We start from the raw sequence: 15,104 nt of genomic DNA, 5'->3' as shown, positions 1-15,104 counted from the left end.
CGGTTTCTGAAGTCAGCGCGCGTCGTGAACTATCTGTGTAGGGTGCGAAGGGCTCGCCTATTTTTTTAATTTATTGAATTATTTTTGTACCGATCGCCCTGTGGAAACTGTGGAAAAAAAAGCTAACTGCTTGCGGGGCGTCACTTATAGGTAATAAATACCTGTGGAAAACTTGTGGAAAAGCTGGTGCGGTCGATCGCCCGCCCATTTTTGTGCAAAAGCTGTTTCGGGCGATCGAGTAAAGTTTTCCACAAACCGAGGGCAACTTTTCCACAGGTTTTTCCACAGGCAAGATTGTCTATTATGGGGAATTGGGAATTGGGAATGGGAATTGTTGACTGTTGACTGTTGACTGTTGACTGTTAACTGTTGACGGCGTTGAGTGATGACAACTGACAACGGACAACTGACAACCGACAACTGACAACTTACTTGTTCTCAAGTTTTGCGGCTGACAACATTAATTCGATCGCTCAACTGACGCAAAGTTTGAGCCAAATTCGGGTCAGTGTTCCGCAACTGAGCAATTTTTTCGCAACTGTAAAGCACAGTCGTGTGGTCTTTGCCACCGAACACTTCGCCAACTTTCGGCAAACTCAAACCAGTATGCTGCCGAATTAAATACATCCCTATTTGACGGGCAAGACTAATTTCTCGCCGCCGGGAACTGCCTTTCAAATCTTCAACAGAAACATCAAACTCCTCAGCCACAACTGCAATTACTGCATCTGGCGTTGCCTCTACACTTTCAGTTTGCGGATTCAAAACCGGGGCGATATTTTCCACAGTCATCGGCAAACCAGTAATTGAAAGATATGCTACCGCCCGAATCAAAGCACCTTCCAATTCCCGAACGTTGGAAGTGTAACTAGAAGCAATGTATTCAATCACATCTCGCGGCAGGCGCATATTTTCATACTCAGCTTTTTTCTGCAAAATTGCCATCCGAGTTTCCAAGTCTGGCAATTGAATGTCGGCAATTAATCCCATGGAAAATCGGGAACACAAACGCTCTTGCAGGCGGGGGATTTGCTGCGGCGGACGGTCAGAAGCTAAAACTACTTGGTTCCCGGCTTCGTGCAGAGTATTAAAAGTGTGGAAAAATTCTTCTTGAGTATATTCTTTACCTTCAATAAATTGGATATCATCTATTAATAAAACATCGGCAGCCCGATAATGGTCGCGGAAAGTTTGCATACTGTCTTTGCGAATGGCGGCGATTAAATCGTTAGTAAATTTCTCAGTAGAAACGTAAAAAATCTTGGCGTTGGGGTCAATTTCCAAGCGATAATGACCGATCGCCTGCATCAAATGAGTTTTGCCCAAACCAACGCCACCGCACAAAAATAGGGGATTGAATTCTCGGCCGGGAGACTCAGCTACCGCGAGGGAGGCTGCGTGGGCCATGCGGTTGTTGGAACCGACAACAAAGCGGGAAAATAGGTATTTGGGGTTTAAATTGGCGGGTTTGGGGGGGTGAAGCGAGTGGCTTTCCGGGATATCGGCGATGGGGGAGGGCCAAATTATGGCAGAGTCGCTGCTGCCGCCTGTTTCGTTTCCCCCGGCAATTGTCAAGTAAATGTCTACGGGATAGCCGAGAATTTCTGCGACTGCATCGGCAAGGATTTCTCTGTAATATTTTTGCAACCAATTGCGAGCAAAGGGGTTGGGGGCGCTGACGATCAAACAGTTATTTTCGAGTTGTTCTGCCCTGGCAGTTTTGATCCACGTCTCAAAGCTAGGTCTGCTCAGTTGTACCTGGAGACGTTCAAGTATCTGATTCCACAGACTTTCGAGGGGAATGTCCACTGCTCACCTCTGCCGATCGGCATTCAAGATATTAATTCTACAGTCTAGAGAGTTTAGTCCTCAGATGCTAAAGTTTAAGGGAGTCTGCCGTAGCACGGGCAAGGGCCCGACGCCATCGCCCACAAATTTGGCGGCTCTGCAGTCCTGCGCCAGCTATCGGGGAGCTGCTCAGCAAATATTTAGATTTGGCAGGAAAGCCTTAAAACATGGCAATGAAGAGTTCTACTGGCAAATTTTGGAAGCAACCGGCAATTTACATATTGCTGCTGGTAACGGGAGCCGGGGCCGCCATGTTGGGCGATCGTCTGACGGTTTCTCCATTTCGTGCAAATTCTGGCGATTCGGGACAAAGGGCGCTGGAACCGAAATTGCAACTGCCTCCTAATACAAAGGATCGAGTTAGCAAAGTCTTGCCGCCGGCTTCCTTGTCGGGCGACGGGACTAATGTGAATTTTATTGTGGCTGCGGTGGCAAAAGTTGGCCCGGCAGTGGTTCGGATCGATGCTTCGCGCCTGGTGAAACCGGGAAATAGAGGGCTGTCGCCGGAAGATTTTTTTGGGATAGAACCGAATTCGGGTGGCCGGGGCGGGATCGAACGGGGCACTGGTTCGGGTTTTGTCATCGGGGCCGACGGCCTGATTCTCACTAACGCTCACGTTGTAGAGGGAGCCGATACGGTAAATGTAACTCTCAAGGACGGCCGCAGCTTTCAGGGGCGGGTGTTGGGGGCGGATAAGGTGACGGATGTGGCTGTGGTGAAGATTGAGGCGAATAATGTGCCTGTGGTGGCGATCGGCAATTCGGATAAGCTGTTGCCTGGGGAATGGGCGATCGCGATCGGCAATCCTTTGGGTTTGGACAATTCCGTAACTGCGGGGATTATTAGCGCTACGGGGCGATCGAGCACTGATGTGGGCGTACCCGACAAGCGGATCGGTTTTATTCAAACAGACGCTGCAATTAATCCGGGGAATTCTGGCGGCCCGCTGCTGAATGCTTCGGGCGAAGTTATTGGCATGAATACGGCGATTATTCAAGGTGCTCAAGGACTGGGGTTTGCGATTCCCATTCAGGCGGCCCAACAGGTGGCGAAGGAACTGATTACGACGGGGAAAGTCGAACACGCTTATTTAGGCATTGAAATGGCGACGCTGACTCCGGATGTTAAGCAGCAAATTAACAGCAACGCTAACAGCAGCCTGCGAGTTGCAGTCGATCGGGGTGTGGCTATTGTTAGCGTTGTTCCTAATTCTCCGGCAGCGGCGGCAGGTTTGCGGGCTGGAGATGTGATTCAAAAAATTAACAATCAGCCGATTATTCAGTCGGAAGCTGTTCAGGAGTTCGTGCTAAATGCTAAGGTTGGCGGGCTGTTGCAAATGGAAATCAACCGCAACGGGCAAATAGTTAATTTGACTGTTATACCGGGGAGTTTGCCGGTTCAAAAAGTTGGATAAGAAGGAAAGCACGACACGGATTTTGACACGGATACACGGATTAATTATTGAGTGAGTAAGTTAGATTTTGTTCCTCCATTCAACCGACAAAACGGTAACAACAAATAACCAATAACGACTAACCAATAACTATGGCAGAACTCTTACAAATCTCACAATTAGGAAATCCCGTATTGCGCCGCCAGTCGCAAGTTGTCGAGAATATTAAGGACGATCGCATTCAACAGTTAATCGACAGCTTAATCTGTACAGTACAGCAGGCAAACGGAGTGGGGATTGCCGCCCCTCAAGCGGCTCAGTCCGATCGTCTGTTCATCGTCGCATCTCGCCCCAACCTGCGGTATCCCCAAGCACCCCACATGGATCCCACAGCGATGATTAATCCCCGGATTGTGGCTGCATCAACAGAGACAGTCAAAGACTGGGAAGGCTGTTTGAGCATTCCGGGGATTCGGGGATTGGTGCCGAGAAGTAGGGCGATCGAGATAGAATACACCAGTAGAGACGGCAAACTCCACCGACAAGAATTGACAGACTTTGTGGCCCGAATTTTTCAACACGAACACGACCATTTAGATGGAATCGTGTTTTTAGACAGGGTGGAAAATACCCACGAACTGATGACTGAGGATGAGTACCAGCAGCAATTTGTCAAGCTGCTCTGACCATACGGGAGCAATTCTCCAATCCAAAATCCCAAATCCAAAATCTAAAATCTAAAATCGATTGACCGAGGACGAGTACCAAAAGCAATTTGTCAAGCTGCTCTGACAGTTGGTATAATTGTTAGCAGTAATATCAGAGATGTTGCAAACAGGAGAGCAAATGTCTATCAACTTAGAAAAAGGCGGGAGAATCAATCTCTCTAAAGAAGCACCGGGGCTAAAAAATGCCGGGATTGGTTTGGGATGGGATACCAATGCTACAGACACCGGCGCAGCGTTTGACTTAGATGCTTCCGTGTTTATGTTGGGGGCTACTGGCAAAATTCCCGGCGAAAAATACTTTGTTTTCTACAACAACAAGGAGTCGCCGGACACTTCTGTAATACATCTGGGAGATAGCAGAACCGGAGAAGGATTTGGCGATGATGAAACCGTTACAGTCGATTTAACCAAAGTCGATCCGGCGGTGCAAGAAATTGTGTTTGTGGTAACTATCCACGAAGCAGAATTGAGAAGGCAAAACTTCGGTCAAGTGCGGAATGCTTTTATCAGGATTTACGACACTACTACTAACACAGAAGTAACGAAGTACGATTTGGACGAGGATTTTTCTAGGGAGACAGCGGTAGAGTTTGGCAGACTTTACAAGAAAGACGGCGAGTGGAGGTTTCAAGCTGTAGGAGAAGGCTACAATTCCGGCTTGCAAAGCTTTGTAGATAAGTATGCCGGATAAAAGGTCGATCGCTCCTAACTAAATAAATCGAGGGGAAATTCGGAAGCAGGAATATTTCCCTCGATTTTAAGCCAGACTCATGAGGTGACAAACCAGATGGGAATTCAATTAAAGAAGGGCGAAAGATTTAATCTTTCTAAAACATCTCCAAGTTTAACAAAAGTTGCGATCGCCCTGGGATGGGAAATAGCAACTGAACTAAATTTTTCAGACTCAAACCAGCAAAGCTGCGATATCGATGCCTCGGTTTTTGCGTTAGGTTCTGACGGCAAGATTCCCGATGAAAGATACTTTGTATTTTACAATAACTCGCAGTCGCCGGACGGAGCGATCGCCCATTCGGGAGATAATCAAACTGGTCAAACTCAAGGGGATGACGAGACAATTGATGTAGACTTGGAAAAAGTAACGGCTGCTGTTGAGGAAATGGTTTTTGTGGTCACGATTCATGACGCACAAGCTAAACATCAAAATTTTAGCCAAATCAGAAATGCTTTTATCCGATTGTACGATCGCGAAACCGACAGCGAACTAGCGCGGTATGATTTAACAGAAGCTTTTTCTGAAGAAACAGCAGTCGAATTTGGACGGTTGTATAAAAAAGATGCAGCTTGGAGATTTCAGGCTGTAGGACAAGGATATAAAGCAGGGTTGCAGAGTTTTGTTGACAAGTATCATTCAGAGATTCAACAGCCAGAAAAACCTGCACAACGTACAGTAGAACTGCCTAGATTACCAGTTATTGAAGATAGCAACAAAAGTCAGAAAGCTATAGCATTAGACAAAAAGCTTCAGGAGAAAGCGCCGCACATTTTCAATCTCGCTAAGAAAGCAGATATCTCGCTAAAAAAGGCAAATCTCACCAATCACGATGCTCAAGTAGCGCTTTGCCTCGATATTTCTGGTTCCATGTCTTCGCTATACAGTTCAGGAAAGATTCAGCGTTTGGCAGAGAAGATTTTGGCTTTGGGATGTCGGTTTGATGACAACGCTGCTATCGACATATTTCTGTTTGGAGTCAACCCCCACAATCCCGGTGAAATGTCGATCGACAATTTCTCAAACTTCATCCACCATATACTCCAACAGTATCCTTTAGAAGGAGGTACTTACTACGGTAAAGTAATCAAGGAAATTAGAAACTTCTATTTTCCAGACGGTCGCGGTAGCAGGCGCTACGCAGCTATTAAAGCCGATCGACCTGTCTACGTGATGTTTGTGACTGATGGAGCCACTGCGGACGAATCGGAAACCAAGCAGCAGCTACAATGGTCGTCCTATGAGCCGATATTTTGGCAGTTTATGGCGATCGGTAAGTCGCAGAAAGATGTCAAAAGTAAGGGAGTGCGCGGGTGGTTAGCAAGAGCCGTAGCGAGCGATTTTAGCTTTTTAGAGCAGCTTGACCAAATGGGCGATCGCTACCTAGACAACGCCGATTTCTTCAGTTTAGAAGACCCGGAGCATATTGCCGATGAGGAATTATACGATTTGTTGACTGCAGAATATCCGCATTGGGTAAAATCAGCACGAATCAAAAATCTCTTACCCTAGAAACAGCTTTTGCCGACAAACAAAATGCTAGCTTAGGGCAATCATTCAACTTCACCATAAACCTTACAAAATCACAAAACTATGGCTATCAACTTAACAAAAGGACAATCAATAGTTCTCAGCAAAAGCGAATACGACTTGTCCAGACTGACAATGGGTTTGGGCTGGGATGTGGCACAAACTAAAAAAGGTCTTTTCGGCCGAAGCAGCGGTGCAAATTTTGACTTAGATTCCTACGCTATGCTGTTGGGAGAAAATGGCAAAATAAAGAACTACAAAGAGGATGTAATTTATTACTCTCATTTGGAGTCAAAGGACAAAACAGTTGTTCACTCAGGCGACAATCTCACGGGTGAGGGAGAGGGAGACGACGAACAAATAGTGGTGAAACTGAGTTCTTTGCCTGCAGAATATCACAAAATTATTTTGGGCGTAAATATTTACGATGGAAAAGAGAGAAAACAGCATTTCGGCCTGGTAGAAAATGCTTTCGTGAGAGCTGTAGATGCCGCAGGCAAAGAAATCGCTCGCTATCGCTTGTCAAATGACCCATCTTATGAAGGAAAATTAAATATGTTGATGGGAGAAGTTTATCGAGAAGGCGGCGAGTGGAAGTTTAAGGCTTTGGGAAATCCTTTGGCTGAAGATATGAACGGTGTTGTCGGTTCGTTTATGCGGTGATCTTAAATTCTTGAAACTGATGCTTGTAGGGGCGGGTTCACCCAAAATACCTGTCAATAATTGACAATCTATATAAACCCGCCCCCACCCAACCAGCCATCAAAATGCACATTTTCCGTAGAATTGTAGGGGCGGGTTAACCAACAAAATTAGCCAATAATTGACAATATATATAAACCCGCCCCCCTCCAACGGTAAATCGCAATGCACATTTTTCGTATTTGATCGAAGTCAAGGTTGATGTAGGTTATTTGTGGGTGGGGGCGGGTTTATAGAGACTGTTTGTTTGAGTTAGATATTGTTGGTAAAACCCGCCCCTACAAAACATTACGAATCAATCTTTGACCGGCCGCATTGTCGGGAACATGACGGCATCTCGGATACTTTGAGTATTAGTTAAAAGCATGACTAATCTGTCTACGCCGATGCCCATTCCGGCACAGTTAGGCATTCCCAAAGATAGCGCTTGAATAAAGTCTTCATCCATTGGATGCGCTTCGTCATCGCCCGCATTTTTCTGCGCTAACTGTTCCTCAAACCGCTTTCTTTGCTCTTTCGGATCGTTCAATTCTGAGAAGCCGTTAGAGTATTCTGTACCGTTAATAAACAGCTCGAAACGTTCTACAAATCCCGGCTTGCTGCGATGTCCTTTTGCTAAGGGACTGACTTCAACAGGATAGTCGATGATGAATGTAGGTTGAATTAGTTTGGGAACAACTAATTTGTCAAAAACTGCATACAGCACGTACCCTAAACTCTGTTGTTCTAACTTAGACAGGTGCAATTCTAGCTTGGTTGCAGAGTCGATCGCACTTTCCAAGTCCAAACTGTCAAAATCCAGCCCAAACTCGTCTCTGACAGCTTCTACCATCGTTTTCACTTGCCAGTGTTTGCCGCTGAAACCGGGATATTTTTCGCTGTAATCGTACTTGCGTTCTAAACTAATAGTTTCTCCCTGATTTTCAATTTCCTTGACATCCCCAAATACCGCCGCCGCTGCGAAACACATCACGTCTTCGACTACTCCTAAAATGTCGAAAACATCAGCATAAGCTTGGTAAACTTCCAAAGAGGTAAACTCTGGATTGTGGGTGCTGTCAATTCCCTCATTTCTAAATGCTTTCCCTAGTTCAAAGACTCGCTCGAAACCGCCGCAAATTGCTCTTTTTAAGAATAATTCTGGAGCGACTCGCAAATACAAATCCACCTCCAAAGCATTGTGGTGAGTGATGAATGGCTTAGCAGCAGCACCGCCGTAAATAGCTTGGAGTGTTGGCGTTTCTATTTCGTAAAAATTGGCTTGCCAGAGATAGGAACGGATGCTTTGAACGATGCGACTACGCAGCATAAAACGGTTGAGCGCATCTTGGTTGCTTGCCAAATCCATTTCGCGGTGACGGCGGCAAACTTCGGGGTCGTTAATTCCATAATAAGAATCGGGAAATTGAATGGTAGCTTTTGATAAAAGCTTGAATTCCCTCACTAAAATAGAAAGTTCTCCCCTGGGGGTGCGGCAGCCGATACCTTCGACACCGACAAAATCGCCGACATCGAGCAATTTTTTAATTTGTTCAAAGCTCAAACCGACTTCGCCGGTGACGATTGCTTTCTCGATTTTGAGTTGAATTTTGTCTGTGGCGTCTTTTAAATCGATGAAACCAATTTTGCCGCTGTCTCGCTTGGAAGTGATGCGGCCTGCTAATCGCAGGGAAATTTCTTCGGGGTCACTTTGTCCGTTTTCGAGTTCTTTTCCCGGCTGACTAAATATTTCGCGAACTTGCTTGGCTGTGTGCGATCGCGCGTAGGATTCACTGGGATACGGTTCTATGCCTTGCGATCGCAGTTCGTCTACTTTTTGACTGCGGACTTCGGCTTCACTGAGAGTCATTAGTTATTGCCTGATTAAAATTACAAATATCTGACATCTTGCACTATTCTGGCGATCGTGCGATCGAGCGTTGCTCAAATCAACGCCCCACAAGAAAATTCACTCTTTGTGGAACAGGCATCTTGCCTGTTCGTGACAAAGCTGCAAGATGTCAGAAACACCAAACTCTATCTTGACACTCCCCTGGCTGAAGCCGAGGGGATTCTTAATTCAGCGACTGACCTTAAAATGTTCTGTCCTTGCGGCAATTCTTAAACCTTTCAACCGTGGGGATACCACCAATTGACGAGCCTAACTCAGAAACATCCCAGCGGATCTATCTCCAAAAGCGTACTAGGATATTTCCCTAGAGTTCGGGTATGCCCTACCCTACTTAACAATTCGAGCGTAAAAAAGTTTGTGTTTGCTGGATTGAAACCTACATTTTCGGTTTCGACTGTTTATAGTGTTTTCGTCGCACTTTGTCCCCCAGTTTATGCCTAAAAGTGTGTCTCATGTCCCGTTTCACGACGGCAAGGGAGTTTAACCGTGACTGTTTCAGTTTACCATACTGTCCCGTCGTGTCCAAAACTTTTCACGAAAGTTTTTTGAATTGAAAAGATGAGATTTTAGATTCAGGACTGGGGTAAAGAGAGCAGGCAGGATAAATCCTGTAACGCCCTTTCATCCCCGGACTGAAGTCACGGGGTTTTCAGGGTATTCCTTATAACAATTTACAATCAACTGCACAAAGCGACCGAAACATTAAAAAATTAAGTTGTCTGTCGATCGCAACAGGTGAGATGATATGTAGTGCAGCCTCACGGCAGTTCCACAGAAACTGAACAGCAGAAACGCGAGCGATCGAACTCGGCTCATCGCACCTCTGTCAGAATCGACCACACACACTCTCTCTTAACATATAAAAACCAGAATTATGGCTGTTGCAACCCAATCACTCGAAGAACTCTGCATCAACTCTATCCGCTTTTTGGCCATCGATGCGGTAGAAAAAGCAAAATCAGGACACCCGGGACTGCCGATGGGCGCTGCCCCTATGGCCTTTGTGCTGTGGGATCGGTTCATGCGGTTCAACCCCAAAAACCCCAAATGGTTTAATCGCGATCGCTTCGTCCTCTCCGCTGGCCACGGCTGTATGCTACAGTACGCCCTCATGTACTTGACCGGCTACGATAGCGTCACCCTCGACGACATCAAGCAATTTCGTCAGTGGGAATCCAAAACCCCCGGACACCCCGAAAACTTCGTCACCGAAGGCGTAGAAGTTACCACAGGCCCCCTCGGACAAGGAATTGCTAATGCCGTCGGTTTGGCAATGGCAGAAGCTCACCTCGCTGCTAAGTTTAACAAGCCCGACCATAAAATTGTTGACCACTACACCTATGTCATCATGGGTGACGGCTGCCACATGGAAGGCATTTCTGGCGAAGCTTGTTCTTTGGCCGGACACCTCGGACTCGGCAAATTAATTGCCTTGTACGATGACAATCACATTTCTATTGAAGGCGACACCAGCTTGGCCTTTACTGAAGATGTGGGCAAGCGTTTTGAAGCTTACAATTGGCACGTTATTACAGTAGACAATACCGCTCTAGACGAAGATACTAACCTAGAAGCAGTTCACAAAGCTATTGAAGAAGCCAAAAAAGTCACGGACAAACCGTCCATGATTAAAGTCCGCACCATCATTGGTTACGGTTCTCCTAACAAGCGCAATTCTTACAGTTCTCACGGTGCTGCTTTGGGTACCGATGAAGTGAAAGCAACTCGTGATTTCTTGAAGTGGGAACACGCACCGTTTGAGATTCCTGATGATGCTTTGTCACACTTCCGCAAAGCAGTCGATCGCGGTGCTCAATCTGAGCAAGAATGGCAGAAAGCTTTTGATGCTTATAAAGCAGCATATCCTGCAGAAGCAGCAGAATATGAGCGCAGCGTTGCCGGCAAACTTCCTGAAGGTTGGGATAAAGTTTTGCCGACATACAAGGCAGAAGATAAAGCCGATTCGACTCGGAATCATTCTGGAAAATGTTTGAATGCTTTGGCAGGTGTGTTACCTGAACTGATCGGCGGTTCCGCTGACTTGGCATCTTCTAACATGACTTTGCTCAAGGGTGAAAAAGACTTCCAAAAAGGTCAGTACGAAGGACGTAACCTGCGCTTTGGTGTGCGGGAACACGCCATGGGTGCGATCGCCAACGGTATGGTACTGCACGGCGGTTTAATTCCTTACTGCGCCACTTTCTTGGTATTTGCTGACTATATGCGGGGAGCAATTCGCCTCTCTGCACTCTCGGAAGCTGGAGTTATTTACGTAATGACTCACGACTCCGTAGCCTTGGGCGAAGACGGCCCAACTCACCAACCCGTGGAAACCATCGCTTCTCTGCGAGTAATTCCCGATTTGTTGGTAATGCGCCCTGCGGATGGTAATGAAACATCCGGCGCTTACAAAGTGGCCGTTGAAAGCCGCACTCGCCCAACTTTAATGGCTTTGTCGCGCCAAAATCTGCCCAACTTGGCCGGAAGTTCGATCGAAGGAACAGCCAAAGGCGCTTACATTTTGTCCGACGACGGCGGCACTCCCGACATCATTTTAATCGGCACCGGCGGCGAAACCTACCTCTGCGTTGATGCCGCTGAAAAATTGCGCGCCGCAGGTAATAAAGTGCGCGTAGTTTCGATGCCTTGCTGGGAATTGTTCGACTTACAAGATGCCGCTTACCGCGAATCTGTACTGCCGAAAGCTGTTACTAAGCGGTTGGCAGTTGAAGCAGGTTCTAGCTTCGGCTGGGGACGTTATTTGGGTTCTGAAGGCGATAGCCTCAGTATTGACCGATTCGGCGCTTCTGCACCGGGCCCCGTTGCTTTAGAAAAGTTTGGCTACACCGTTGATAATGTGGTAGCTAAGGCTCAGGCGCTGTTGGGTTAATAGCAGCAGCATAATTTTGGGTGGGGCGGGCTTCGAGCTCGCCCCATTTTTTATAGCAGAAGGAAGTTGGGCAACGGATTCGCTCGACGGATGTAACAGAGATAACGGATAGATGGAAGAAGGCTTTAGTTATCTAGAAGATAAGGAAGAAGAAAGGAAAAGCTAAAATCTCAAATCTCAAATCGGCATCTAGGGTTTCACTTCGTCATACCTCACATCTTGCACCATTGTCAGGAACAGGCTTTTCGGCCTGTTCCACAAGAAAATTCATCTCTTGTGGAACAGGCCGAAAAGCCTGTTCATAAAAGGATTGAGAATGGTGCAACATATGAGTTATACCCAACCTAGAGCTCGCTACAGCTCGCGAATCATTGAGAATTGCTATATTAAGACTTACCGAAGAAAAACCAGTTTCTACCACAATATTCGGTTTGGCAATGAGGCCTTTATGAAGAAACCGGGTTTTTAGCCTCCCGTGCCTCCAGAACTGTATATTTCAGAGAGTTAAGATAAGTTATAAGTTATTGCGTTAAATTACTCCTTCCCCATTTGTCATTCCGTTTATGATTTGGAAGTTTTTAAATCACCTGTTATTCACGGGAAATTATATTCCTCACGGTCACTGTTACCTTTGGCAGCGAGAGCTAGTAGCACTCCACATAGTGTCAGACTCTATCATTGCCCTGGCTTACTATTCAATACCCCTCTCGCTAATTTATTATTTTATCTTTCAGCGAAAAGACTTGCCCTTTCGCAATATCTTTTGGCTGTTTGCAGCCTTTATTATCTCCGGCGGCACTACTCATGTGATGGAAGTTTGGACGCTTTGGCATCCTGTTTATTGGGTTTCTGGCATTCTAAAAATTATTACCGCCGCGATTTCTGGTTACACCGCTTTTGCATTAATTCCTTTCGTTCCCCAAGCATTAACTCTCCTGAGTCCAACTCAATTAGGGATGATCGATTCAATACTGCAAAAAGAAATAATTGAACGCCGAGAAACGGAAGCTCGCTATCAAACTTTAACTGAAGCTTCGCCGGTGGGAATATTTTATGCAGATGCTGGAGGAGACTGCTTGTATGTCAACGAGCGTTGGTGTCAAATTTCGGGAATTACCTGTGATGAAGCTTTGGGCAAAGGGTGGTTGCAAGGCATTCATCCAGACGATCGCGATCGGGTTTTTTCTGAATGGTATAGCGCCGCGCAGGAGAAATTGCCGTTTAAATCTGAGTACCGCTTTCAAGGCATTAATCACCCTCAAATCAGTTGGGTATTCGGTCAATCTGTCGGTCAAGTCGGAGAAAATGGGGAGGTTAAAAGTTATGTCTGTACTATTACTGATATTACAGAACGCAAGCAGATAGAAGAGGAAAATCGACTGCTCAATGAAACTCTGGAGCATCGAGTTGCTGAGCGCACTGCTCAAATTGAAATTTCTAACCACCAATTGCAAAAAGAAATAGCCTACCGCGAAAAAATTGCTCTCACTTTGTTGGAATTGACGCAACTGCAAAATGCTATTCTTAATAGCGCTAACTACACAATTATTTCTACCGATTCCGACGGTACAATTAAAACATTTAATCGGGCAGCAGAGCAACTTTTAGGTTATTCGCTAGAAGAAGTAGTGGGGAAAGTCACCATAGCAATAATTCACGAGCCTCTGGAGGTCGCTCAAAGAGCTGAAGTTCTTTCTCAAGAATTGGGAGTGAAAATAGAGCCGGGAATTCAAGTATTATTTACCTTGCCGTGCCGGGAAATCGCGGACGAAAATGAATGGACTTATATTCGCAAAGATGGTTCGCGGTTTCCGGTACTGCTGTCGGTGACTGCCTTATTTGATAGTAGCGGAAATATTAACGGTTTTTTGGGTATTGGTCAGGATATTAGCGATCGCAAACAAGCTGAAAAAGAGCTGCGTGACCTAACCAGTGCCATGCAAAATGCGGTGGAAGGCATTTCGCGGCTGGATATTGAGGGGCGCTACGTGAAGGTTAACCGAGCTTACGCTCATAAATGCGGTTACGAACCGGACCAAATGCTTGGCATGGAATGGCAGAGCACCGTACATCCGGGCGATGTTGAGATGATGATTTCAGCTTATCAGGAAATGCTAATTTCTGGCAAAGTAGAAGTTGAAGCTAGAGGAGTCCGAAAAAATCGCTCATTTTTTTATAAGCAATTAACGATGGTAAAAGCTTGCGACGCACAAGGGATATTTAACGGTCACCACTGTTTTATGAAAGATATCACTGAGCGGAAACTAACTGAAACTGCTTTGCTGGAAAGCGAATTCAAGTACAGGCAAATAGTTGAATTAGCCGAAGAAGGTATTTGGGTAATTGACAGAAATGGCCTCACGACTTACGTAAACCACGCAATGGCGCGAATGCTAGGTTATAGTGAATTAGAAATGTTCGGGCGGTCGCTTTTTGATTTTATGGACGAACGGGAAAAACCACAAGCTATTGAAAATGTCGAGCGCCGTAAGCAAGGTATTGGTGAACAACACGAATTTAAATTTAAAAGCAAGGACGGTAAAGATATTTGGACTGATATGTCTACCAGTCCAGTCATGGACTCCGAGGGTAATCTACTGTCTTGTTGCGCCTTGGTTTACAACATTACAAGCCGCAAAGAAGCAGAGCAGCAAATGCTGCAACTGACAGAAGATTTGAAGCGTTCCAACGAGGAATTAGAACAATTTGCTTATGTGGCTTCCCACGATTTGCAAGAACCGCTCCGAGCCGTTACCAGTTACACTCAATTGCTTGCCCAGCGCTATCAAGGAAATTTGGACGATCGCGCAGATAAGTATATTAATTATATTGTCGATGGCGCCACCAGAATGCAGCAGTTAATTAACGATTTGTTGGCGTATTCGCGCCTGGGAACGAGGGGTCAGGAGTTTGAGCAGGCGGACTGCAACGCTGTGGTTAAGCAAACTATGTGCAATTTGCAAATTGCGATCGCCGAAACAAAAGCTGTAATCACCTACGACGCGATGCCAACCGTGATGGCGGATGAATTTCAACTGGTGCAATTATTCCAAAATTTGGTCGCCAACAGCATCAAATTTTGTCGCCAAGATATCCCGGTGATTCATATCGCTGCTCGCCTGCAAGAGAGCGAATGGGTGTTCAGTGTCCGCGATAACGGCATTGGCATCGATCCCCAGTATGCCGATCGCATTTTTATCATTTTTGCGCGCCTGCATTCCCGCCGCCAATATTCCGGTACTGGCATAGGTTTGGCGATGTGCAAGCGCATTGTTGAACGCCACGGCGGTCGGATCTGGGTGGAATCTCAGGAGGGAAAAGGAGCGACTTTTTACTTCACTATTCCTATAATTAGTACCTGAAGCCTCAAAATTCAATTTTGTTTTTATAC

12 protein-coding genes are annotated in these 15,104 nt (G+C 46.1%); 8 read left to right on the top strand and 4 right to left on the bottom strand.

Going from position 1 to position 15,104, the window contains the following annotated elements; all coding sequences use genetic code 11:
• Positions 1-144: 144 nt before the first annotated feature.
• Both QUB26_RS01945 and dnaA read right to left on the bottom strand, forming a co-directional pair.
• Positions 145-399, bottom strand: coding sequence for a hypothetical protein (locus QUB26_RS01945; protein WP_333239377.1), 255 nt, complete (start codon positions 397-399; stop codon positions 145-147).
• A 39-nt stretch (positions 400-438) separates the two neighbouring features.
• Positions 439-1,809, bottom strand: coding sequence for a chromosomal replication initiator protein DnaA (gene dnaA / locus QUB26_RS01940; RefSeq protein ID WP_333316338.1), 1,371 nt, complete (start codon positions 1,807-1,809; stop codon positions 439-441).
• Between the two features lie 212 nt (positions 1,810-2,021).
• On the opposite strand from dnaA, the gene QUB26_RS01935 reads away from it, so the two are divergent.
• The 5 genes from QUB26_RS01935 to QUB26_RS01915 all read left to right on the top strand — a co-directional run bounded on the left by QUB26_RS01935 (position 2,022) and on the right by QUB26_RS01915 (position 6,893).
• Entirely contained in the window at positions 2,022-3,263 is a 1,242-nt protein-coding gene (locus tag QUB26_RS01935) for an HhoA/HhoB/HtrA family serine endopeptidase (RefSeq protein ID WP_333316337.1), read from the top strand.
• Positions 3,264-3,394: 131 nt separating this feature from the next.
• A complete protein-coding gene (def, locus tag QUB26_RS01930; protein ID WP_333316335.1) occupies positions 3,395-3,928 on the top strand; it encodes a peptide deformylase in 534 nt (177 codons plus the stop codon).
• A gap of 160 nt (positions 3,929-4,088) precedes the next feature.
• The gene (locus tag QUB26_RS01925) at positions 4,089-4,661 is read left to right on the top strand and encodes a TerD family protein (RefSeq protein WP_333056776.1); all 573 of its coding nucleotides are present in this window, start codon (positions 4,089-4,091) and stop codon (positions 4,659-4,661) included.
• 96 nt (positions 4,662-4,757) lie between these two features.
• Positions 4,758-6,212 (top strand): TerD family protein, encoded by a 1,455-nt coding sequence (locus QUB26_RS01920; RefSeq protein WP_333316333.1) that lies wholly within the window; start codon positions 4,758-4,760, stop codon positions 6,210-6,212.
• An 81-nt stretch (positions 6,213-6,293) separates the two neighbouring features.
• Positions 6,294-6,893, top strand: a complete 600-nt coding sequence (locus tag QUB26_RS01915) for a TerD family protein (RefSeq protein ID WP_333316332.1) — start codon at positions 6,294-6,296, stop codon at positions 6,891-6,893.
• A 334-nt stretch (positions 6,894-7,227) separates the two neighbouring features.
• On the opposite strand, the gene lysS is transcribed toward QUB26_RS01915, so the two are convergent.
• The gene (gene lysS, locus QUB26_RS01910; protein WP_333316330.1) at positions 7,228-8,781 is read right to left on the bottom strand and encodes a lysine--tRNA ligase; all 1,554 of its coding nucleotides are present in this window, start codon (positions 8,779-8,781) and stop codon (positions 7,228-7,230) included.
• A gap of 57 nt (positions 8,782-8,838) precedes the next feature.
• On the opposite strand from lysS, the gene QUB26_RS01905 reads away from it, so the two are divergent.
• On the top strand, positions 8,839-9,036 hold the full coding sequence (locus tag QUB26_RS01905; RefSeq protein WP_333302598.1) for a hypothetical protein: 198 nt from the start codon (positions 8,839-8,841) through the stop codon (positions 9,034-9,036).
• A gap of 489 nt (positions 9,037-9,525) precedes the next feature.
• Here the strand turns inward: QUB26_RS01905 and QUB26_RS01900 are convergent, their stop codons facing one another.
• Positions 9,526-9,663, bottom strand: a complete 138-nt coding sequence (locus QUB26_RS01900; protein WP_333110366.1) for a hypothetical protein — start codon at positions 9,661-9,663, stop codon at positions 9,526-9,528.
• 34 nt (positions 9,664-9,697) lie between these two features.
• Here QUB26_RS01900 and tkt point away from each other — a divergent pair, with 34 nt between their 5' ends.
• Complete coding sequence (gene tkt, locus QUB26_RS01895) at positions 9,698-11,713, top strand: transketolase (RefSeq protein ID WP_333245030.1); 2,016 nt, start codon at positions 9,698-9,700, stop codon at positions 11,711-11,713.
• 563 nt (positions 11,714-12,276) lie between these two features.
• Positions 12,277-15,075: a PAS domain S-box protein gene (locus QUB26_RS01890; RefSeq protein ID WP_333239393.1), complete on the top strand. Its 2,799-nt coding sequence runs from the start codon at positions 12,277-12,279 to the stop codon at positions 15,073-15,075.
• The last annotated feature ends 29 nt before the right edge of the window (positions 15,076-15,104 follow it).

The sequence above is a fragment of the Microcoleus sp. B4-C1 genome (assembly GCF_036705285.1).
Taxonomy (GTDB): domain Bacteria; phylum Cyanobacteriota; class Cyanobacteriia; order Cyanobacteriales; family Microcoleaceae; genus Microcoleus.
This window is presented reverse-complemented; position numbering and strand designations above follow the sequence as displayed.